Source organism: Providencia rustigianii (assembly GCF_900637755.1).
GTDB lineage: Bacteria > Pseudomonadota > Gammaproteobacteria > Enterobacterales > Enterobacteriaceae > Providencia > Providencia rustigianii.
Genome location: NZ_LR134396.1, coordinates 1,531,639 through 1,551,828, shown reverse-complemented (window position 1 = coordinate 1,551,828; position 20,190 = coordinate 1,531,639). Strand labels below are relative to the sequence as shown.

Annotated in this window: 18 protein-coding genes and 1 pseudogene; 7 read left to right on the top strand and 12 right to left on the bottom strand. The window is 39.5% G+C overall.

The window, feature by feature from the left end; translation table 11 throughout:
- Positions 1 to 212: 212 nt before the first annotated feature.
- Positions 213 to 1,346 carry a FliC/FljB family flagellin gene (locus EL244_RS07120; protein WP_126459819.1) on the bottom strand — a complete coding sequence of 378 codons (1,134 nt, stop codon included), beginning with the start codon at positions 1,344 to 1,346 and terminating at the stop codon, positions 213 to 215.
- A 473-nt stretch (positions 1,347 to 1,819) separates the two neighbouring features.
- Between EL244_RS07120 and fliD the strand changes: the two genes are divergently transcribed.
- Genes fliD through fliT form a run of 3 tightly spaced genes read left to right on the top strand, consistent with a single transcriptional unit; the run spans position 1,820 to position 4,033 of the window.
- Positions 1,820 to 3,250: a flagellar filament capping protein FliD gene (fliD, locus tag EL244_RS07115; RefSeq protein WP_126459817.1), complete on the top strand. Its 1,431-nt coding sequence runs from the start codon at positions 1,820 to 1,822 to the stop codon at positions 3,248 to 3,250.
- Between the two features lie 5 nt (positions 3,251 to 3,255).
- On the top strand, positions 3,256 to 3,654 hold the full coding sequence (gene fliS, locus EL244_RS07110) for a flagellar export chaperone FliS (RefSeq protein WP_006813390.1): 399 nt from the start codon (positions 3,256 to 3,258) through the stop codon (positions 3,652 to 3,654).
- Positions 3,644 to 4,033: a flagellar protein FliT gene (fliT, locus tag EL244_RS07105; RefSeq protein ID WP_006813391.1), complete on the top strand. Its 390-nt coding sequence runs from the start codon at positions 3,644 to 3,646 to the stop codon at positions 4,031 to 4,033. Before fliS ends, fliT begins: the two co-directional genes overlap by 11 nt.
- Positions 4,034 to 4,176: 143 nt before the next feature.
- On the opposite strand, the gene def is transcribed toward fliT, so the two are convergent.
- Positions 4,177 to 4,683 carry a peptide deformylase gene (gene def, locus EL244_RS07100; RefSeq protein ID WP_126459814.1) on the bottom strand — a complete coding sequence of 169 codons (507 nt, stop codon included), beginning with the start codon at positions 4,681 to 4,683 and terminating at the stop codon, positions 4,177 to 4,179.
- A gap of 551 nt (positions 4,684 to 5,234) precedes the next feature.
- Between def and EL244_RS07095 the strand changes: the two genes are divergently transcribed.
- The 3 genes from EL244_RS07095 to EL244_RS07085 all read left to right on the top strand — a co-directional run bounded on the left by EL244_RS07095 (position 5,235) and on the right by EL244_RS07085 (position 7,775).
- Positions 5,235 to 5,717: a DUF4822 domain-containing protein gene (locus EL244_RS07095; RefSeq protein ID WP_006813393.1), complete on the top strand. Its 483-nt coding sequence runs from the start codon at positions 5,235 to 5,237 to the stop codon at positions 5,715 to 5,717.
- 304 nt (positions 5,718 to 6,021) lie between these two features.
- Positions 6,022 to 7,050, top strand: coding sequence for a YadA C-terminal domain-containing protein (locus tag EL244_RS18005; RefSeq protein WP_230084854.1), 1,029 nt, complete (start codon positions 6,022 to 6,024; stop codon positions 7,048 to 7,050).
- Positions 7,051 to 7,319: 269 nt separating this feature from the next.
- Positions 7,320 to 7,775 (top strand): DUF1097 domain-containing protein, encoded by a 456-nt coding sequence (locus EL244_RS07085; protein WP_126459811.1) that lies wholly within the window; start codon positions 7,320 to 7,322, stop codon positions 7,773 to 7,775.
- 111 nt (positions 7,776 to 7,886) lie between these two features.
- On the opposite strand, the gene EL244_RS07080 is transcribed toward EL244_RS07085, so the two are convergent.
- The 3 genes from EL244_RS07080 to EL244_RS07065 all read right to left on the bottom strand — a co-directional run bounded on the left by EL244_RS07080 (position 7,887) and on the right by EL244_RS07065 (position 9,569).
- Positions 7,887 to 8,174 (bottom strand): putative quinol monooxygenase, encoded by a 288-nt coding sequence (locus EL244_RS07080; RefSeq protein WP_126459808.1) that lies wholly within the window; start codon positions 8,172 to 8,174, stop codon positions 7,887 to 7,889.
- A gap of 179 nt (positions 8,175 to 8,353) precedes the next feature.
- Complete coding sequence (locus EL244_RS07075) at positions 8,354 to 8,713, bottom strand: hypothetical protein (RefSeq protein WP_126459805.1); 360 nt, start codon at positions 8,711 to 8,713, stop codon at positions 8,354 to 8,356.
- Positions 8,714 to 9,161: 448 nt separating this feature from the next.
- Positions 9,162 to 9,569, bottom strand: a complete 408-nt coding sequence (locus EL244_RS07065) for a hypothetical protein (RefSeq protein ID WP_126459800.1) — start codon at positions 9,567 to 9,569, stop codon at positions 9,162 to 9,164.
- A gap of 486 nt (positions 9,570 to 10,055) precedes the next feature.
- Between EL244_RS07065 and EL244_RS07060 the strand changes: the two are divergent.
- A pseudogene (locus tag EL244_RS07060) lies at positions 10,056 to 10,214 on the top strand (DNA polymerase III subunit theta); the annotation flags it as partial.
- Positions 10,215 to 10,364: 150 nt separating this feature from the next.
- Here the strand turns inward: EL244_RS07060 and EL244_RS07055 are convergent.
- The 7 genes from EL244_RS07055 to EL244_RS07025 form a co-directional block, all read right to left on the bottom strand.
- A complete protein-coding gene (locus EL244_RS07055) occupies positions 10,365 to 12,383 on the bottom strand; it encodes a M14 family zinc carboxypeptidase (RefSeq protein WP_126459796.1) in 2,019 nt (672 codons plus the stop codon).
- 62 nt (positions 12,384 to 12,445) lie between these two features.
- Positions 12,446 to 14,920, bottom strand: a complete 2,475-nt coding sequence (locus EL244_RS07050; protein WP_126459793.1) for a host specificity factor TipJ family phage tail protein — start codon at positions 14,918 to 14,920, stop codon at positions 12,446 to 12,448.
- Positions 14,907 to 15,206 (bottom strand): peptidoglycan endopeptidase, encoded by a 300-nt coding sequence (locus EL244_RS07045; protein ID WP_336426557.1) that lies wholly within the window; start codon positions 15,204 to 15,206, stop codon positions 14,907 to 14,909. Before EL244_RS07045 ends, EL244_RS07050 begins: the two co-directional genes overlap by 14 nt.
- 92 nt (positions 15,207 to 15,298) lie before the next feature.
- Positions 15,299 to 15,766 carry a DUF1833 family protein gene (locus EL244_RS07040; protein ID WP_036943373.1) on the bottom strand — a complete coding sequence of 156 codons (468 nt, stop codon included), beginning with the start codon at positions 15,764 to 15,766 and terminating at the stop codon, positions 15,299 to 15,301.
- Positions 15,763 to 16,245, bottom strand: coding sequence for a hypothetical protein (locus EL244_RS07035; RefSeq protein ID WP_126459788.1), 483 nt, complete (start codon positions 16,243 to 16,245; stop codon positions 15,763 to 15,765). Before EL244_RS07035 ends, EL244_RS07040 begins: the two co-directional genes overlap by 4 nt.
- Before the next feature lie 32 nt (positions 16,246 to 16,277).
- Positions 16,278 to 16,901: a hypothetical protein gene (locus EL244_RS07030; RefSeq protein WP_126459786.1), complete on the bottom strand. Its 624-nt coding sequence runs from the start codon at positions 16,899 to 16,901 to the stop codon at positions 16,278 to 16,280.
- 9 nt (positions 16,902 to 16,910) lie between these two features.
- Entirely contained in the window at positions 16,911 to 20,153 is a 3,243-nt protein-coding gene (locus EL244_RS07025) for a hypothetical protein (RefSeq protein WP_126459783.1), read from the bottom strand.
- Positions 20,154 to 20,190: the final 37 nt, after the last annotated feature.

Below are 20,190 nucleotides of genomic sequence, written 5' to 3'. Positions count from 1 at the left end.
GCCCTAAATAATTCGTGTTGCAGCTAGGCGACGAAGGAGATTATCCCGATGAGCGTACATTGGTACGTGATTCGGGTGAGCGACTGAAGTCAACGACGTTGCAGCGCGAAGTATGACGGGCGTTCAAAGTAATAACAACGCTGCGGCGCGAAAAATGACGGGCAAAAAAAAGACCAGCAAAGCTGGCCTTCAATAAACTATAAAAGTCTAAATTAACGTAACAGGCTTAAAACACCCTGTGGAACCTGGTTAGCTTGCGCCAACACAGCAGTACCCGCTTGTTGCAGGATCTGACCACGGCTCATGTTAGAAACTTCTGTCGCGAAGTCAGCATCTTGAATACGGCTACGTGCTGCGCTCAGGTTGTTAACAGAGTTATTCAGGTTGTTGATAGTAGACTGCATACGGTTTTGGATAGCACCTAAGTCTGAACGTAGGCTATCAACTGTTGCTAATGCTTTGTCTAAAGTATCCAGAGGACCTTTCTTATCAGCTGCGTCTAACTCAGAAGTAGTACCAAAAACTAATGTCGCAGCAGTAGCACCAGCTGCACCAGAAGCAGGGGTTGCTGTGACGGTTGCTTTTAGTGTAACACTTTTACCGTCCACTGTGCCTTGGATATAGACATTACCCTTATCTTCTGTACCATCAGCTTTAGTCTGATAAGAAACCTTAGCACCTTCAATGTCCTTACCATCGAACTGTAGGCCATCAAGAGCTGTCTGTGCAACAGCTTTAGCGGCAGTAGTGTCAGCAGCTGTACCTTTTAAATCGGTAGCAAAGTCATCAGCAGACAAAGTTTTACCAAAAATGCTGCTGCTTGCATCAAAACCTTTCAGGCCTAATACTTCACTATCGATCTTTTTCAAATTAATAGCGATAGCTTCAGAATCGTTAGTACCAACCTGAATTTTCATTGAAGTATCTTCGCTAAGAACTTTTACGCCGTTAAACTGAGTTTGTTCAGAGATACGGTTGATTTCGTCCATACGCGCGGTAACTTCTTTATTAATAGACTCGATATCGCTCTTAGAGTTAGTGCCGTTTTGTGCTTGAACAGTCAGTTCACGAACGCGTTGTAAGTTATCGTTGATTTCGTTTACTGCGCCTTCAGCGGTTTGTGCAATAGAGATACCGTCGTTTGCGTTACGAGCTGCTTGAGTTAAACCTTTAACGTTTGCAGTGAAACGGTTAGCGATTGCTTGACCCGCAGCGTCATCTTTTGCGCTGTTGATACGTGAACCTGAAGATAAACGCTCAATTGCAGTACCCAGTACGCCTTGTGAACGGTTTAAGTTGTTCTGAGTAGTCAGAGACAGAATGTTAGTGTTGATGACTTGAGCCATGATGTATTCCTATTTTTTTATATGTTACACAGTGTTAATACTCTAAATAATTCGGGCTGTATCTAGGCGGCTAGCGAAAGTATCCCTAGGAGCATACTGAAGTATGTAACTAGGGTGACTGAGTGCAGCCAACACCGATACGGCGTGAAGTATGACGAGTATTCTGTTAAGTAATTTTGTCAGCAATAACATTATCGGCGGCACCCAAAACCCCTTTAGCCCTTTTTATGAATATTTTTTATGAATCTCAACAAAAGTGCATAGGAATCGGCTTTTTACGGGATAAATTTTTATAAAATTCTTCACATATGAATTATTTTGCAATCATTTTGATTCAATAAGCATAATTACCTGCTTTTTACGGTTTAACTCCCGCCATCATTATTTATCAGAATAGTCTAATATTTTTTCCCAATCCGCCGATAAGGAACTACATAAGGTTTTATTTTTAGGGTTTATATTCAGGAGAGATCATGGCAGGCATATCCACACTCGGCATCGGGGCTAATTTAGATTTAAACGTACAGATGGATCAATTAGAGGCAATGGAAAGACGTCGCTTAGATCCATTAACACAGCAAAAAGCCAGTTACGATGCGCAAATTAGTGCATTTGGTAAAATGCAGTCTTCATTGGAAAAACTCAAAAAAGCGGCGGAAGACCTCACTAAATATCAAGATATCAGCACCACCAAAGTCAGTGGCGAATATAAATCGTTTGATGTCAAAACCGATGGTAAAGCCGTTGCGGGTGTGCACGATATTAAAGTCACCCAACTGGCTAAAGCGCAAACTGTTGCCACCGAAGGGATAAGCGACAATAAAAAACTGTTGGGTAATGGTGCTGCTGAACGCACAATTACCATCACACAGCCTTCGCAAAAAGAAGCTAAAGATAAAATTGTTATCAAACTCGATAATGAACATACTTCATTAATCGAACTTGCCGACGCCATTAATAAAGCCGATAAAGGCGTTTCCGCTTCGGTTATTAAAGATAAAGACAGCCAATATCATTTAGTGGTGACCTCTAAAAAAGCGGGAACCGATAGCCGCATCAGCATCAATGTTGACGGTGATGATGAGCTGGCAAAAATTTTAAATGTAAAATCAGAGATTGGCACCGACGGTAAAGTCACCATTGACAGTACCAGCAATATGGAACAAAAAGTTCCACCACAAAATGCCGAACTAATCATTGATGGTTTTGAATTAGAATCACAAACCAACGAAGCTAAAGATTTGTTTCCGGGTCTCACCTTATCTTTAAAAAAAGAGAGTGAAGAAAATAAATCTGAACACTTAATTATTTCTGAAGATATCGAACCGGCTAAGGTCAAAATCAAAGCGTGGGTAGATGCCTATAATGAATTCCAAACACTGGCAAAAGAGCTCACCAAATATACACCAACCAAAAGTGGCACTGCGCCAGATAAAACCAATGGACCACTGATTGGTGATTCCACCTTACGTGCTATCCAAAGTACCCTGCGTACTCATGTGCGGAGTCCACAAGACAGTGGTGAATTAAACCTATTAAATAAAATGGGTATCAAGCAGAAACTCGACGGCACCTTAGAAATCGATAATAAAAAACTCGATAACGCACTCAAAGATAACCCATCCAGTGTAAAAACCTTTTTTGTTGGTGATGGAGAAAAAACAGGCTTTGCCACCGAAAACTTTAAATTTTTAAAAGATACCTTGGACAGTAAAGAAGGTACGTTACATAACGCCACCGATGGCGTTGAAAAGAAAAAGAAAAGCATTGATAAGCGTATTGAGCAAACCAATAAGCAAATTGAAAACACCATGGACATCTATCGCCGGCAGTTCCAAAACCTCGATAAGATGATGAGTTCACTTAACAGCACTAGTAGTTCATTAGGCAGACTTTTAGGTTAAACATAATGTATCAACGTAAAGCCAACCAAGCCTACCAGCAGGTCAATTTGGAGAGTGAAATCACCAATGCGACCCCGTATCAACTGATCCAAATCCTGTTCAAAGGGGCATTAAGTGCCCTTAAGCGGGGAGAGATTTTTATGGAGCAGGGAAATGTGGCTGAAAAAGGTAAAGAAATCTCAAAAGCGATCGACATCATTGACACAGGCTTAAAACAATCGCTAAATTATGAGGCAGGTGGCGAGCTTGCTGAAAATTTAGCAAGTTTGTATGAATATATGACGATGCAGTTGCTTCGCGCCAATTTAGAAAACAACGTGGCTTATGTCCAAGAAGTTTATCAATTACTCTCCGATATCGCCTCTGCGTGGCAACAAATCGGTGCAAATGTGGATGAAAGATAACCAGGTGGACAATAAAAATCCTCTCTATTTACTTGAAGTATATCGCAATGTCTTAATTTTAAGTGAAAATTTAGTTGCCCTCGCTAAATCCGGGGAATGGGAGACGCTGATCTCCCGCGAAACAGACTATGTCCTTGCCGTTGAAAATCTCACTGCATTGACTCATGATTTCGAGCAGCACCAACCCATTACTGAAGACTTTATTCAGTTACTACACCAGATCATTGAAAATGAAAGAATAACAAAAGAATACTTACAAAATCATTTGAATTTTTTAAGTAAAGAAATGAAACATCTTGACCAACAAAAGGTATTAAATAATAGTTACGGCCAGTTCGATGAACCCGACACTCCACGGGTTATTAAACCCCTTGAGTAGGATTTAAAGTGTCAGGAAATCTAACCTGACGCTTATCTGAGTATGATAAAAAGAATGGGTTTAATACTTACTGTCAGTTAGCTCCCCGAATCACAGTTAATGCGTCTCGGGAAGCCTTCAAAGTAGATAGGATTAACCTGAGCTTACTGCTGTTTTAATCGCTGCTGCTTCTTCAATTTTTTCAGTAACATATTGCGTTTCAACGTCGATAAATGATCGATAAAAACTTTACCATTCAAGTGGTCAATTTCATGTTGCATCACAATCGCTAAAAACTCATCGCTATCAACAATAAACTCATTGCCATCACGGTCAAATGCTTTGACTTTAACGCGTTGAAAACGGGGTACATCTGCATAAACATCAGGCACAGACAGACAGCCTTCTTGATAGCTTGTCTCCCCTTCACTCTCAATGATTTCCGGATTAATAAAAACCATTGGCTGATTACGCTCTTCAGAAATATCAATCACCATAATGGCTTTGGTTTCTGCGATCTGCGGCGCCGCCAGACCAATACCGGTGTCGGTGCTGTACATGGTTTCGATTAAATCATCGATTAATGTTTGTACTGCGGCGAAATCCGTGACTGCCGCGCATTTAATACGCAGTCTTTCATCTGGAATTTCAATAATTTCTCTTACTGCCATCTCTAAAATCCTGTTAATTCAATTACTTTTATTCAAGCCTATGTGAAATAGTATCGCCCTTTTTTTACACAAAAAAGATGCAAAAAATGGCAAAGTCGCTTGAATATGAAAAATTCACAGAAAAATAACATGATATTGTGAAAAATACATCAGAAATCATCAGAAAAATCACTGATGAGCAGGGTTTATGGAGGATTTATGAAATTGAATCCATCTAAATAGGATTGTCTATCTTAGATAGTGATTGTAAATACTCAACTTAATACAATTAGATTTATTGCAAAATATAAAACCAAAATTACCCTTAAATGTAGTATGAAAATAGATTTATTTTTCTTTATCGCTAGATAGAAATGTTACATTAAAATTACATTTGCTTTTATTATATTTATTGAACTTCAATACGTTTTTTATCATACACAAACACACAGAAACTGACTTTTTTAATAATTAGTCATAATTATTAACTTTGTTTTTCCTGCCATTTCATTGAATATGAGAATCTACTTAATTGCTATCTCACATCTCTAATTTTAATAAATGAGGTTCTTATGAAATTAAAACCGATTATTGCTGCCCTGATCGTCATGTCGACGACCACTGCATTTACTGCACACGCAAATTCTACGGCACCTGTTGAAAAATCAGCGATAAGTGCAAAGAAAAATAATGCTTATGAAGACATTATGATCAACAAAGTTTGGGTGACAACTGAAGCCGTAGATCAAGATAAAAAAGGGGTAGAAGCGACAAACAGTCAAGTCGCAAACTTCTTCGGGTTAGCTGAATATTACCCGGATGGTACATTTAAAATGCTAACCCTTGAAGGCGCACCTAAAATGCAAGGTGACTGGTCATTTAGTGAAGATGGTAAAAACCGTTCACTGACAGCAAAAAATGACAAGGGCGAAGTACTATTCACTCGTGTTGTTGAAAACGTGACTGTAACACCAGAAGAATATACTTATCGCATCTACCCATCTCAGGACGATAAGACAAAGTATTTTGATATCGTGCATAAAGTGAAAAAATAATTAATCACCTAATGGGCTTTATATTAAAAAAATAAAGCCCATTTAAAATTAAATTAAATTAAATTAAATTCAGAAAAATTATTTTAATTTCAATTAATAAAAACCATTATTCGATAGACAAATATTCCCCTCATTAATTCCACTGCACCAATAAGAACCAAACACGGTTTTCCCGAGCTAATTAAAATAAAAAACGGATTTTACCTAGCAAAAGAATTTTTTTATTATTCGCCATCCGATTATGAATAGAGAGTGTAATAAATCATCTCTATTTATTCTTTTCACGTTATATGGAAATTTCGTTATGAAAAAGAAAGTATTATTAAACCATGTTTGTGTATTGCTACTAAGTTCACTATCTGTTCCATCTTTAGCATTGGGCTCTATTGAAGAGCTTAAAGCTGCCATAAATGACCCTGACAATAATTATCCTGAACATAACCACACTAATGACAATATACTTCAATTAGCTGAAAAAGTTGAGCCTGTATTAAATCTTGGTATTTCAATACTCGAAAATATTATCAATTTTCCTAATGAAGTCGAATCACCAGAATTGTCAGCGCCATCCGCAACACATTCCACGTATCAACAGCATGTACCCCCATACGCCTTCCCCAATGGTTCTATTCCAGAAAGTACATTACCGCCAAAAAATATCTATAATTTATCGAGTTCCCCTGCTAATCAAGGAACTTTATCTTTACAAAAAAAATTAGCTGATTTAGATAATGATGTAAAAGATAATCTTCATGAATTAAATTTATTAAATATGTCTGTTAATGATTTAAATAGTCATATTCAAAAAAATAACCAAAAACACCTTGCTGATAATAAGACTACAATAAACACCATCAGCAATTTAGAAAATACATTATCAACATTAAAGAAAAATCTTAAAGATAGTAATAAAAATACTAGTCTATCAATCGATGAAGCAGAAAAAAATAGCAAAGCCCACGCTGATTTAATTTTGCATGATCAACAAAAGCTAAATATTGAACGCTTCGATAAGCTCGATAAACAAAATTACCTCCATGCTCGACAATTTAAGCAAATAAACGCTAAATTCGACCATCTGGAAAGCAAAATCCATCAAACTGCTCGTGATGCGAATGCAGGTATTGCCGCTGTTGCAGCCATGACCAATATTCCATATACCTCAGGAACCCGTTTTAGTGCTGGTTTGGGTATGGGTAATTTTAAAAATGGAAAAGCCATTGCTGCCGGAGCGCAATATCAGGTAAAGCAAAACTTGAATCTGCGTAGTTCAATTTCATGGAATAACTCCGATAGTGCCGTTATTGGTGCCGGTGTCGCCTACGGCTGGTAATCTCTAGCTAACCGATACTTTTTTTGCCATAGTCATTAGCATCGATGCAAGTCGGTGCTAATTTATTTAACGTTCAATTATCAATACCTCATATTCTTTATCTTTATTTTAAATAAATCTAATTTATGCAATTAATAGCACAATTAGTCCATTATATATGGATCCCTACCCTTTAATTATTCATCATCTAATTGCAACCATTTCAGTGACTCTATACAATGCTCAGCTTTCCAAAATCTGTTGGCATAATTTTTTATTAAGTGATTACTGTGAAACTACTTTTTTCTCTTTCATTAACCACTGCGATTCTATCTGGTGTCTGGGCGTGGGTCGCCGATATATTCGGTTTAATTAGTTGGGCGGGCTTCTTAGGCTGTACAGCATACTTTGCCTACCCAAAAGAGGGAGTCAAAGGGTTATTGGTTACTGTATTTACTGCTCTTAGCGGTGTTGTATGGGGTTTAGCGATTATTCATAGCGATAAACTCACCCATGACCTACCTAATTTTGCCGGTTATTTGGTGACGACCATCGTTGCGTTTGTAATGTGTTTTCAAGCGCAAAAATCTTGGCTGGCTTATATACCAGGAACCTTTATTGGCGCCTGTGCGACCTTTGCCGCTCAAGGGAACTGGCAACTGACCATCCCGTCGCTGATTGTGGGTGTATTATTTGGTTATGCCATGAAGCAAAGTGGTCTTTGGTTAGTAAAAAGATTGGGATGACATTAACCTCATTTTATATCACCAATTTTTCAAATAGATAACTCACGGCTTGCAGAAAGCCCTAAAAAATAGGGCTAAATATTTTTTATATATTGCCTGGAACGATAAAAATCAAAATGCACTATCCATAAACACAAATTTTGGTTCGGCTCGTATATATTGGTTAATTAGCGGAACTAACCGTTGAAAATGCTCTGATGCACAATGTGTCTCTAATGCATCTCTATCCGGCCACTCTTCAATAAAGATAAAATGTCCCGGTTCCTTTTCATCCACATACAGGTCATATGAAATACACAGTGGCTCTTTTTTTGTGGCTTCCACTAACTCTTTATAAAAAGGGAGAACAATATCTATTGCTTCTGGTTTGATAAAATCTTCCGCGATTACTTTTAACATTGAATTTCCTTTTATATTTAATGTGTTAGCCAGTTAATTTTATAAAGTAATTTTTATTACGTAATTTCTGAGCCTCTGCATGTTACAACGTTAACCTACCCTTGTCTTATCTAATTATGAAAATACACTCACTAAAAAATAGGAAAATCAAACATTCTAAATATAATAAAAAATTATTTTTATTTATAAGATATTGAAGCCCCTGCAATTTTATTTGACTCACAACGTGTTATTTTAATATTAGAATTTGACAAATATGCCGTATTCATCAATTGAAACATTGATTTCCCATAATCATTTCCAACGGATTCTAATATTGAAATTTCATCCGTAATCCCTTGATCATTACGTAGAGTTATTGTGAAAAATGCCCTTTTATTATCTACATCTTGATTACCTAATGTTATCGTGGCAATTCTTTTTTCCATATTAAGGTATGCAGTACAGTTATCTTTAAATGCTTTATTTATTTTAATTTCATTAGCCATTGAAAAATTTGAAGAAAACATATAAATCAATAAAATCAATTTAATTTTCATTATAAACTCTCTATTTAATAAAATTATTCATTAAATGCTTAACACAACCTGTTGAGTACGAAAAAATAGTATGGACAGATAGATCTGGCAGGATAGCAATATAAACAAAACCATCATCATCAGAATTTAGATTACAAAGAAAAAAATCATTAGTTTTATATTTATATCCTGATGCAGTTTCTATCTCCACAGTCCAGTAATCAAAGTGGGATAGAAACCCCGTCTCATAGGGAAAAGAATGTCCTAGTTTAGTCGTGTTCATTTTTTTTAGATCACTGAAGTCGGCCGTGATATGCAACATAGTATGAGGATAGTCTGTAGTATGCGTAACAGTAACAAATTTAAGATCTTGTAAAGAGCAATTCATAACATAGAAGTACCCAGTATGATTAGATGAAAATGTTTTTTCTGTTATATGTTTCATTCTACCTCAGTTTTCTTTAAAAGATTAATTATAACAACCTCCTGAGTTAGAGAACCTTATATATAATTTGAAATTTTTAACTATATTAATAATAACTACACCATTATCCCAATATCGAATATTACAGGCTTGTTTTCTATGAGATATGGCTTTCCCTGTTGATATTTTAAAGTCAACATCCCAATAATCCGTATCACTCCATGCCATTATGCTATATATAAATTCACATCCAGAACCAGCCATTTCCAAATGCTCTAATTTATCAATTTTTTGAGTTATTTTCTCTCCTTTATCTCCGGAATAATAACTAACAACAATAGAGTTTATTGTTTCACCACTACTATTTAATATAAAAAATGAACCGTTCTTAAGTACACTTTCATATTCACTATTTTGACTGATATTTTTGAAAATATTATTTTCATTATCCATAACAACCTCACTATGATTAAAAACAATAAATAATTATTATTGTCTTTTGTCTATCTAATCAAAGTTTAGTGAAAGGCGGTTATTCTTAAAAATAGCAAAGGATGATAATAATAAATTATCCGTCATAGTGGTTAGTAAATTAACACGTTGATATAGATTAAGAATCATAAAAAACGCAGGAGATACCTGCGTATAGAATCAATAATATTGAGATTAAAAATACTCATCACACTGGCATTGACATGATATGACGGCATACAAACAAGTAATCTAGCATATTCGTGTTACAATGTGGAAATACAGACAATTACCGCAAGCTGATTTAGAACTGTTGGATAGTTCGAGTTCATTTGCGGTAATTTTTTGCCCCAAAATTGCCCCATTAAACAAATCCTCTCATCCTCACGTCACAATTTCGGCACAGCTCGTCACAGTGACTTTCCCTCCATGCTATACTCGTTTCATCATCCCCCCACACAGAAAACCATCATGTACAATCTCGCAGAGCTACCAAAAGAAGATAAAGACAAAGTGAATGTCGATTTAGCCGCAAGTGGAGTCGCATATAAAGAAAGACTCGGCAAGCCAGTTATTGATGTTGAAGTCGAAAATCAACAACCCGAACACTTGCGCGAGTACTTTCGTTAGCGTTTAGTTTATTACAGAGAATTGAGTAGCGCGGCGAAATAATTCGCACTGAATAGCGGAAAATTCTGCACTAAATATAAAATAGATAATGCGCGATTTTGCATAGTGCAGAATTGAACGCATTGCGAGTTTGAATTACAAATCAAATCAAAACACACCAACATCATATCCTAAATACCTAGGCTCTATAATTGCGTAATATCTTACAATGACAACCTCAGCCGATTCTGATGCTACATGCACTGAAACTGGGTATTTCCTCTGTGCCTTGTTCAGTCTAAAACCTCTCTCTACACTCAGTGTAATAGTTGACCTTGCTGGAACTGTTGAATATGGAGCAAATATACTATCTATGCTTCCGCTTTCTCCGCTTATACCCAGCGTTGCGATTGTTGCGGTGTTTGAGTTGTTTTTAATTGTCACACTTGCCTTTACTGTCATAATTCCGTCAATGCCAGCCTCGTATGACTTTCTTTCAAATACTTGAGTCCATCTATCACCAGAGGGGATCGTAACGTTTGCAGCTGCACTATCAATGTAAACAGGAAATAACTGTCTGACAGCTAACTTAGCAAAGCCGGCAATGACGTTACCAAACATCTTAACAGCGCCCGTTATTGAGTACGAGGTATCTCTAGCTTGATTGTACGCTACCCCTTCTCTAGCCCATGCGGTATCTGTATGTTCACAAGTAAAACTTGGTAAACCGAAATTAACTGTCGCGTAGTTCGTTGTCGTCGGGTCATTTTGTCCGTTTATCACCTCGACTCTCGTGTGTTTATTTGTGAACTTTGTGAATATTTCGTTAGCTATTGGGTCGCTCAATGGATTACAAAAACCCACAAAATGCGGCGCTTTCGCTGAGTTTCCTTCATACGGGCCCATGTTATGCAAATCGACATATGCAACTGATGCAGAAGCGAATGTTTTAAACCAATCCCTTAAAGCTCTTGTCTCGGATTCTGAAAAAGGGGCATCCCCTTTATGCCCTGCGTCACCCTGCTGCGTTTGCGGTAGTTCATTCCAGCGATAATCAAAGTTACGATTCAGATTAACTCCGCGGCTATTATTACGCACTTTCGGAGTTTGGCTCACCCCCCATGGGTTAGCAACTGGTACAATTCGTATTCTTGTATTGTAATACAACCAGCGGAGTGCTGGAATCTCATCTCCGTGTTCGATTAAGTCTTTCATAAAGTACAAAAGTCCTAACATGCCGATTGTTTCAGAGCCATGAACACCTGCACTAACTAGTATCTCTCTAAGCGTTTTATCAGGTGAGGGATTGGATGGGTGGTTAGCTCCAACCCATAAGTACTGTCTTATAGTGTAATCACCATCTTGAGACTTTCCTATATCCTCTTGTCTGAACAGCTTACCATTAGAAGTCGTCACTAGTTTATCAAACTCTGCATAAAGCCATTCTGCGTTGATAATTTCAGTTCCGTTAGCAGCTCCTTCGACGGATTTATTCCAACTTGGCACAGGTTCGGGGTCATAAACATCTAAACGCCCCTTTAGATTTCCGAGCGTTACAAATTGTGCAGGCATTAAATCATCAACAGGCTCATCGTGCATGAGCGACCTAACTTTTCCAGCCATAGGAACTACAACAGGGGCATTCGCTTCGCTAGACTCACGCTTGATGTTTTCTAATGTGCTCTTTTCATTGGTCACACCATCGGCTATAAGACCCATACCAACAGCTGATTTGAATGTTTTGTTTAACTCACTACGCAAGCTCGCATCACCAATACTAACCCAAGCGCCTTTACCAATGCCGCCCGTTGATTGAGGGGTTGAGCCTGTTGGAACTTGTTTCGGCAAATCACCATCCCAACGGTAATATTCACCTGTAGTTTCATCACGAAGAATGTGATTTCGCTGTGTTAATTCATTGTTTGGTAAATCAGCACCCTGCTGAAAACTATCGACAGTAATGTAACCAGCAGCGACAATGGCGATATTCATATCGACTTTGAATTTCTCGACTAACTCTTTGAATAACCACTCCATACCAGCGGCGGTAAGATGGCAATTGCCGAAACGGTCAATGTATTTTCGTTCTAATGACGTAGCCCAAATATCAAGGAGCCCTGAATTAAAGAATAAATCCTTAATATCTGCGCTAGGAACTGGCTTTTGTGTTGATTTAACTTCTCTCATGCGTATTTTTTCCAATAAAAAAGCCAGCTCTAATTGGCTGGCTTGTTGGTTAATGATTGCTGTTATGCGTTGTAGTCGGCTTTCGCGTCGAAGTATTCGGTTGCGGTTATGGTGTAGCGTTCGCCACCCATCGGGCGCTTGTCTGTTATTACCCACTTAGTCATTTCTAGCTCAGTGGAAGTGGCTATAACGTACCGTGAAGGTGACTGCACCCGATATCCATCGTAAAAATTGAGTTCAATATCCTCTGGCACACTTGCGATAAAGCCGAACTCAGTATCAATCCTTGGCTCTGCTTTAAACTTCTGCGTTGTGTAGCCCATGCTATCAGTGAGATACACCCACATCTCTGCATCAAATTTTATTTTCTCACTAGTTGTGAATACCTCCCCGTTTCGATCAGTGATATATCCTGCTTGCTGATTTGAATCGTAAGTATCGGCTATCAGCACCATATCGCTAGGGTACACGCTCCCACCGTCTGCAAGCGTTGTCAGACTGATGCTTGTTCGTTGGTGAATAAGTCGGTTAGCTTCTAACAGTGCCCTATCCATTGCTTGGTAGCGATTTCTACAGCCTTGTAAAACTATCTTATTCGGCGTGCGTGATAGTCCTTCAGTAATTCCATTCTCATCAACTCGAAAGCGGATATAGTCTTTCTTGTTACGAACCGGTTCGACATACTCAAGCTCAATCCCGTCATATCCCGATGGCATTGACATGTCATACGATATCTTCATGTCGTTACCTGTGATATTTGACCGATTGAACGTGGTCATTGGGAATTCGCTGGACTGTTCACGAGAAAATGTAAGCACGGCATTATCGTAATAAGCTGTCACTCGTGCGGCATTACATATGGTTTCGATACGTTGGCCTAGAGAAATATCCTCATCATCAAATGTGTAATCGAAATATCCCAATCTCTCATCAGGCAAGCTATCGTTAATTCGATATAGTCCGTCGATATCAATGTTTCTCTCGCTTTCGCCAGCAGTAATTAACCACGTATGCAACACTGCATCAGCAAAACTCCGCGATGGCCTGAGCGTATAATCAACCTGCTTTGATACTTGGTCATAAGAAATATGCATGCGTGTGGCCAACAAGTTGTATTTACGTTCTCTCGCTCCTGTAGGCGCTTCCGTTGCTCTCACTGACACATTAACTATCGTGTCATTCTCAAAAACAACATTCTCACGAACTCGGACTATGTGAGCGTTTTCGATTTTCATGATGCTCTGGTCGCTACTGTTATTGCGTCGAGTGAGCTGTACAGCGTAACGCCCGCGGCCTGAATTCAGAGTCACTTTGTCTGTTTTATAATAAACTCGTGCGCCATTGTTAGCGCTTAGCGCAGTATTGAAGCTTTGACGAGTGCCAGCTATTTCCTCGTTATCCGTATTTATCTTCCAGATTTCGACAGTTGCATTGCAATTATCACCGCCACCAAGTTGTGCCTGTAAGTGAATCCACATCTGGTCGCCGTCAACAGGCGAAAAGAACGGGCCCACTGTTAAAAACTGATTGTCATAGAGAATGAATTTCGTTGTGTTCACTACTGCGTTTGGTGGAAGCTGCGCTAAATCTGTTCCGCTTAGGTTAGTAAAGAAGAATTCGTAATACTCAACAGGGCTAATTAATGAGCCATCGTCACTCTCTTTTGCATCAACTAATTGAGCGTCAATTTTCACATCTTTAGTTACCGAACCCTGCGGAGTGTCGTAACTTACATTTACTGTCATTGAAATAGAGCGAGGCTTTGTTAGCTCGTAGAAGTATTCAAACTCGTCTTGCTTAACGATTTTTATCGCCGCTTCACCGCCCTTTATCTCACCAGACACAACCTCATTCGCCGTTGCCGTTTGCTGTGGGATATCTTTGCTCTCATTAGGACCCGGCAATTCTTGTCCGTCTATGTCAGGGAACTCAAATCCCTCATTAATCAACGGGATGACTTCTTTTGGCCTATATATCTTGTAGCTCGCACCCGCCATTGCCGTGAAATCAGATTCGGCAAATCGGATACTTTCCGTTTTATATTCGCCTATGCCGATATTTAGCCACTCAGTTACCGTCTTGAGGTTGTTGTTATACTCAAACATAGACTGCTGAATGAGGTCGGGGAAAACCCTGACTTGACCGTGAATTTCTGGTCTTGCTTGATACGCTCGAGCAACGTTCGTTTGCCCTGTGAGTCGGTTATTCGGACTGTCTTTAACATTCGACTCAGCAGCAGAAAATGACGGTGTTTTTGGTGCGAGAAACGAGAATACTTTCGTGACAAGGTTGAACACTGGATTCAGAATATCGCCAATAACGCCCTTTGGTTGGTCAAGCACTTGAATAAAGTGCGTCGGTGTTATCTCGAAATCTAACTCATCATCTTCTTGCAGCTCACGCCCGTTAACGAGAATGACAACATCACTATGCAACTGCTGATGCACTAGAAAATCGCTATAAAAAAAAGAGCCGACTTTTAAATCGACTCTTTCTTTAGGTGTTCCCGCTATTCGCTGAATTTCAACTATCGGCATATTTCATAAACTCCAATTTCGTGAATTTCTTCTCAAGCACAATGAGCCTATCCATTCTTACAGCCCCATTCTCTCCTCGGCTATGAAATGCATTACCATCGATAACTAACCCTATGTGAGCAGGCTGAGAGCCGCGATAACCAATGAATATTCCGTCATCAGTTGGATGCTCTGTGCGCTGCCAGAATTCGACCTCATTCTCATAGCAAGTTACAAAATCATGGTCCGATTCGTAGCCAGCGTCATGATGAATTTCCGTACCTAGTACGTACCTAAAATACAACACGACAAGGCCCCAGCAATCGCACTCATTCAAAGTACATGCACGATTCTTCCACGGCTTGCCTATCATCTTGTTTATGAATTCATTTCTCGTCATTAAACCGTCTCCAAGCCTGTGAACTCTTCCATCGTGTAAATACGCCCGACGTTCTTATTCAGCGGGTTATTCATCGACAGTGTGACAGTGACCGATTCAGCATCAAGTGAGCAGTCTTTCACATACAACGACCACTCGCTTATCGGGTTATCTTTGTCGGCCGAGTCAAACAATCTAAACGTTGCGATAATTGGCTTCATTCGAGTATTTGACCTCCATAGCTTGAGTTGCTGCTTAAAGTCCTGCGCGACTCGGCTAAACTTAACCGAAGCGTCAATAATCGGTGTTTTACTTTGCTGGCTCTCTGCTAGTTCAAAGTTACACGGCTGATACTCAACACCGCCCAATACCTTAGGCTCTATCTGCAAGCTGACTAAATGAATGTTTCCGAATGAGGGATGGTAGAACTGGATGGTCTCGTAGAATGTGCGCATCGGTCGTTGCGCTCTGTACTCTCTTAACTTCATTCGCCCCCCTTACATCGAGGCAATCGCTCGGTGACGATAATATCAAGTAGTCCCCAATCCCTTGGCGGTATCTCAACAATTAAATCGCCAAACTCGTCATCTTCATTAAATAGCTTGCGGCAGATAACCGATCCCGTCCAAGTTACTACGCTGCCATTAATCGACGTTTGAACAGGATAGCTCACAAAATGAAGTTCCTGCGGTTGCAGTCCAGAGCCACCAAGATTAATTGGCATCCTGAACCACTTAGTGCAGTTGTCCAAATAATTAGGGCTTCTCAACCATTGCTGAAAAGCCCTTTCCTCTCCTAACTGGAATATCCACTTAACATTCCAAACTGTTTTAATGTCATCCGTTAGCTTCTGGAATATCGGTGCTCCAACTTGAGGCTGATCCGTTCGAAACCCAGTATCAAACGTCATGTTCTTATCCGCTTTTTGTGGTAACGGGAACCATTCAGGGTAGTCGATTATTTCCATTTGATATCCATTAAAAAACCCGCCGTAGCGGGTTATCCAAATATTTGTCTTTGCATTTGCCTATAATCTTCAAACTCAGCTAATCTATAATACACAGCTTGACCATTAGTTAGATGAATCGCAAATACCTCACCGCCAATATAAACCCTCTGGTCTTTTGGCATGGACATTTGAATGCTTCGTTGCTGCTGCATCATTGTTGGTATTAAGTCAAATGTATTTCCTTCTAATATATCACATTCAGGCTTTGCGACCGTTCCATGCGGCAATCTTTCACACTGAAAGTTATTTGACGATCTAAATGCATATGCAGCATACCCACCTTCTTCTGCCGAATAGCCAATATGATAAATGGTCGCACTTTCGTTATCACCAAAGCCATATTTATTTTGGTGCTCTTTGTATATTTCTAGCAAGTATTTCGATGCGTGTTTATTTAGATGGTCCATGTCCATATATATAAAACCATGAGATACTTTATTTTGCCATTCTGAACTCAGCGTTCCTAACCCGAGCCCTGAAACCACCATATTTAAGGTTGGGACATATGTCGCTTTATTGACAAAGAAATATGGTTTTCCTTCTGGAGTTACAGCTAGAGTATCTGTTGCTATAATTGCTTGTTCATCGTCTGTATAAAATATTAATGAAGACATTTATTATCCTTAAAGTCTAGGGGTTGCGGTTGTATTAGCCATTATAGACTGAAGTCCGGGTCCTTTCTCATTTGCATCCCTTATTATTATCCTTAGTACATCATCTTCATTTAAACCCTTCTCCATTCGCTGATCCACAACGGTTGTCGGTGAACCATGGTTTTCTATGATGACTGTGATGTTGTTAATGCTGTCTTGTGAGCCCTTGCTCGCTAAATTATTTCCTTTCGCTTTTGACACCATTGGACCAGTGGATGCTTTAGGTATCATTGGTGATCCAGTTACGTCATCGTAACTAAACATTCTCCCGTTGTTGCCGGGTATTGCGATCAGCTTATTGCCTATTTGCATTAATTCTGGCAGGTTTTCCTCACCAACCTCGTAAGCTGACCCTCCTTTTACATTACCACCATTTTTGCGTTTTCCAGCAATAGCGCCAATACCTAGCACCGCTACAGCCGCCATACCAATTTTAGCCGCCGTCCCCATCGATGCTATGGAAGCCATAATTGCAGCTGGAGTCCACGCTGCTGTGGTGGTGGCAGCTGCTGCTGTACTTACTGCTGTTTGAGTTCCGACTGCTGCTGTTTGAACTGCTGTAGTTGTTGCAATCGCTGCTTGCTCTTGTCCTGCGCCAAACCATGCCGCTTTTGCTTGTTCAATACCTGCTTGCACATAAGAATTAATGAGACTATTTAGGACTGTGCGTCCTAGCGATCTAGCTGCGTCTGCTGCTGTCATTGATTGAGTAATGATGCCAGTTAAGGCGTTTGATGCGTTTCCCGCTAGAGAATCAAAGGCTGCTGCCGCCGCTTCATTTCCTAATGATTGATTGCGCCATAAGTCATACATAGCATTTGTTCTGTTTAGCTCGTATTCTTTATTAGCTAAATCCATCATTGCTAAGCCTTCTTGCTCAGTGAGTATTTTCTGGTTCATGTACTCTTTGATCAGGGCTAGTTTTTGAGTGTTCTCATTTTGAAGTGCTTGTATTGGGTCAACCTTAGCTCTGGCCTCATCTAAAGCACTTACAGACATATCGACTTTGATATCAGTCATTCCACTTTCAAAGGCTTCAGTGGCTTCTTTGCCCAACCTCACAAAAGTTTCTTTATCGATGAAACCCTCATCAAACATACGACGAATTACTTTCGCTTCTTCTCCGAACTCACGAGATAGCTTTAATTCTGGGGTAGCCTCTTGTGCCCGGTTGAAATCGCTAATTTTCTGAGTAAGGTTATAAATTTCTTCGGCTTCTTTTGATGCGGCTTCTTTTTGCTTATCTGTTGCTTTGGAGCCTAGCTTTTGAGCTGCCTCAAATACTGCCATTTCTTTATTAACATCTTCTACGCCAGCGCTTAGCAGCTCATAGCGCTTCTTGAGCGCCCCCACCTCACTTAGTTGTTTCTTTAGGCCTTCTTCTGCTTTGTCTTTTTTAGACCCTGAGCCACCTTTCTTTTTACCATCTGATATTTGTTTGGTTAATTTCGCTGCAGTTTCTGTTAACTTGATATATTCCTTGGCGTCATCACTATTTGTATCCCATCCTGAATTCTTAATCATCATCTGGGCGTTAAAGCTGATCGCGGCTTCTTCACCTTTGTTTAGCTTTATAGTTAGCTCTTCAACTTTTTCTTTCATTTTATCGACGGCCACGCCAAGCGTTAGGTCTTTATTGAATTGCAGTGCAGATGCGAATGCGTCAATAGAATCAGTAGCGTCCTTACCAGTAATTCCTAGTTTTTCAAGTTTTTCTTTGAAATCATTGATAGCCATCGCATCACGCGCAGCAGACTCAGTATCGAGTAGCGATCTTGATAAAAATTCATTTTGCGTAGTTAATGATTTAGTTTCATTATTCAGCGCAACCTGCGCAGTCCATTGCTCTACTGTTTGCCCTGTGGTTCTTTTTATTTGATCCCCAGAGCGGCTAACAGCACCAGTTAATTTTATTATTTGCTGTGTTGTATCATCAGCCAATGCTTTGTATTTATTAAGCTCTTCGTTTAGCTCTTTATTAAACATTCCTGTTTGTTCGGATGCCCTTACCGCCGCATTTAGATGATTTATTTCTTTTTCATACTCTTTTAACTTGTCAATCTTCTTTTCTAAATCTTTGCCAAATTTGTCTGCTGCATACTTAGCTTGAGAGTTATTTAGCTCATCCAACTTATCAATCGAATCATCTATCTTTTTATTAAACTCATCAATTTTTTCAGTGTTACTCATTGCTTGGTAGAGAGCGTACACCCCAGCAGCCACAAGCAAAAGAATTCCAGTGGGGCCACCAAGTAAGGCCATTACGCTGCGAAGGCCGTTCATTGCTATTACTTGAGCCTTAGCGGCTGTTGTAGCCTTTACTTTTGCAATCGCCGCCGCTTCATCTGCTGCAACAACTGTTGCGGTAGCTTGAGCCTCTAAACCTTTAGCTTTGCTTAATTCAATTGTTGCATTGCGATGATTTTCTTTCGCTGATTTGACTTTATCTTCAGCTTTCCATACATCCTGAGCAATTTCACCAGACTGTTTGTCAATTTGATTTTGAGTACGCTGAACCGCTGTTCTAGACTTTGTAACTTCTGCTAATGTCCTTTCATTACTAGACATTTCGTTATTTAATTCAGCCTGCCTTAATTGGTATTGCTGAGTTTTTTTAAGCGCCTCTAAACTTTCTAAGCTTACTGTTTTACGATCAGCTAAAGCCTCTGCTACTTGCAGTTCTGATTCAGCGAGCCTAATAGCTTCCTCTGCTGTTTTTCGTTTCTCTTGTGTTGAAGATACTAGCTGAGAAGCTTCTGATTGATATGCTTGAGCTTGTTTTTTCATTGCCTCCGCATTTTTCACTTCTTCAGCTGTGGCATTGATAGCTGCTTGAGTGTGCTTGATTAATGACTCTGTGGCATTCCCTATATTACCGACATATCCAGCCCCCAACGACCCAGACACGGTACTTAAAACGCCAGTAAATCTATTATGTGTCTGAACAGCTTTATCTGTTGCCGCAGAGTTAGCGCCTATTTTTCCGGATAACTGCGCCATGTCACGAGATAATTTATTTATCTCTGGCATCTTCATTGCTACGCCAACCTGAGCAGCAACCTTGTCTAATTTATTTAATGAAGTCGTGGCCTTATCAGTACTCTTTTCTACATTATCCATTACTTTGTTAACTTGCTTTTCACCGACAAGTAACTCTTTAATATCCATACTTACATCGTAGTGGATTCCACCGGCTGATTGGCTTTCTGACATATTTATTTTCCTCTAGAAAAAAGAAAGCCCCGTCAAT

Coding starts and splice junctions, on each gene's coding strand:
- EL244_RS07120 (WP_126459819.1), bottom strand. CDS start 1,346: ATGGCTCAAGTCATCAACACTAACATTCTGTCTCTGACTACTCAGAAC.
- fliD (WP_126459817.1), top strand. CDS start 1,820: ATGGCAGGCATATCCACACTCGGCATCGGGGCTAATTTAGATTTAAAC.
- fliS (WP_006813390.1), top strand. CDS start 3,256: ATGTATCAACGTAAAGCCAACCAAGCCTACCAGCAGGTCAATTTGGAG.
- fliT (WP_006813391.1), top strand. CDS start 3,644: ATGAAAGATAACCAGGTGGACAATAAAAATCCTCTCTATTTACTTGAA.
- def (WP_126459814.1), bottom strand. CDS start 4,683: ATGGCAGTAAGAGAAATTATTGAAATTCCAGATGAAAGACTGCGTATT.
- EL244_RS07095 (WP_006813393.1), top strand. CDS start 5,235: ATGAAATTAAAACCGATTATTGCTGCCCTGATCGTCATGTCGACGACC.
- EL244_RS18005 (WP_230084854.1), top strand. CDS start 6,022: ATGAAAAAGAAAGTATTATTAAACCATGTTTGTGTATTGCTACTAAGT.
- EL244_RS07080 (WP_126459808.1), bottom strand. CDS start 8,174: ATGTTAAAAGTAATCGCGGAAGATTTTATCAAACCAGAAGCAATAGAT.
- EL244_RS07075 (WP_126459805.1), bottom strand. CDS start 8,713: ATGAAAATTAAATTGATTTTATTGATTTATATGTTTTCTTCAAATTTT.
- EL244_RS07065 (WP_126459800.1), bottom strand. CDS start 9,569: ATGGATAATGAAAATAATATTTTCAAAAATATCAGTCAAAATAGTGAA.
- EL244_RS07055 (WP_126459796.1), bottom strand. CDS start 12,383: ATGAGAGAAGTTAAATCAACACAAAAGCCAGTTCCTAGCGCAGATATT.
- EL244_RS07050 (WP_126459793.1), bottom strand. CDS start 14,920: ATGCCGATAGTTGAAATTCAGCGAATAGCGGGAACACCTAAAGAAAGA.
- EL244_RS07040 (WP_036943373.1), bottom strand. CDS start 15,766: ATGAAGTTAAGAGAGTACAGAGCGCAACGACCGATGCGCACATTCTAC.
- EL244_RS07035 (WP_126459788.1), bottom strand. CDS start 16,245: ATGGAAATAATCGACTACCCTGAATGGTTCCCGTTACCACAAAAAGCG.
- EL244_RS07030 (WP_126459786.1), bottom strand. CDS start 16,901: ATGTCTTCATTAATATTTTATACAGACGATGAACAAGCAATTATAGCA.
- EL244_RS07025 (WP_126459783.1), bottom strand. CDS start 20,153: ATGTCAGAAAGCCAATCAGCCGGTGGAATCCACTACGATGTAAGTATG.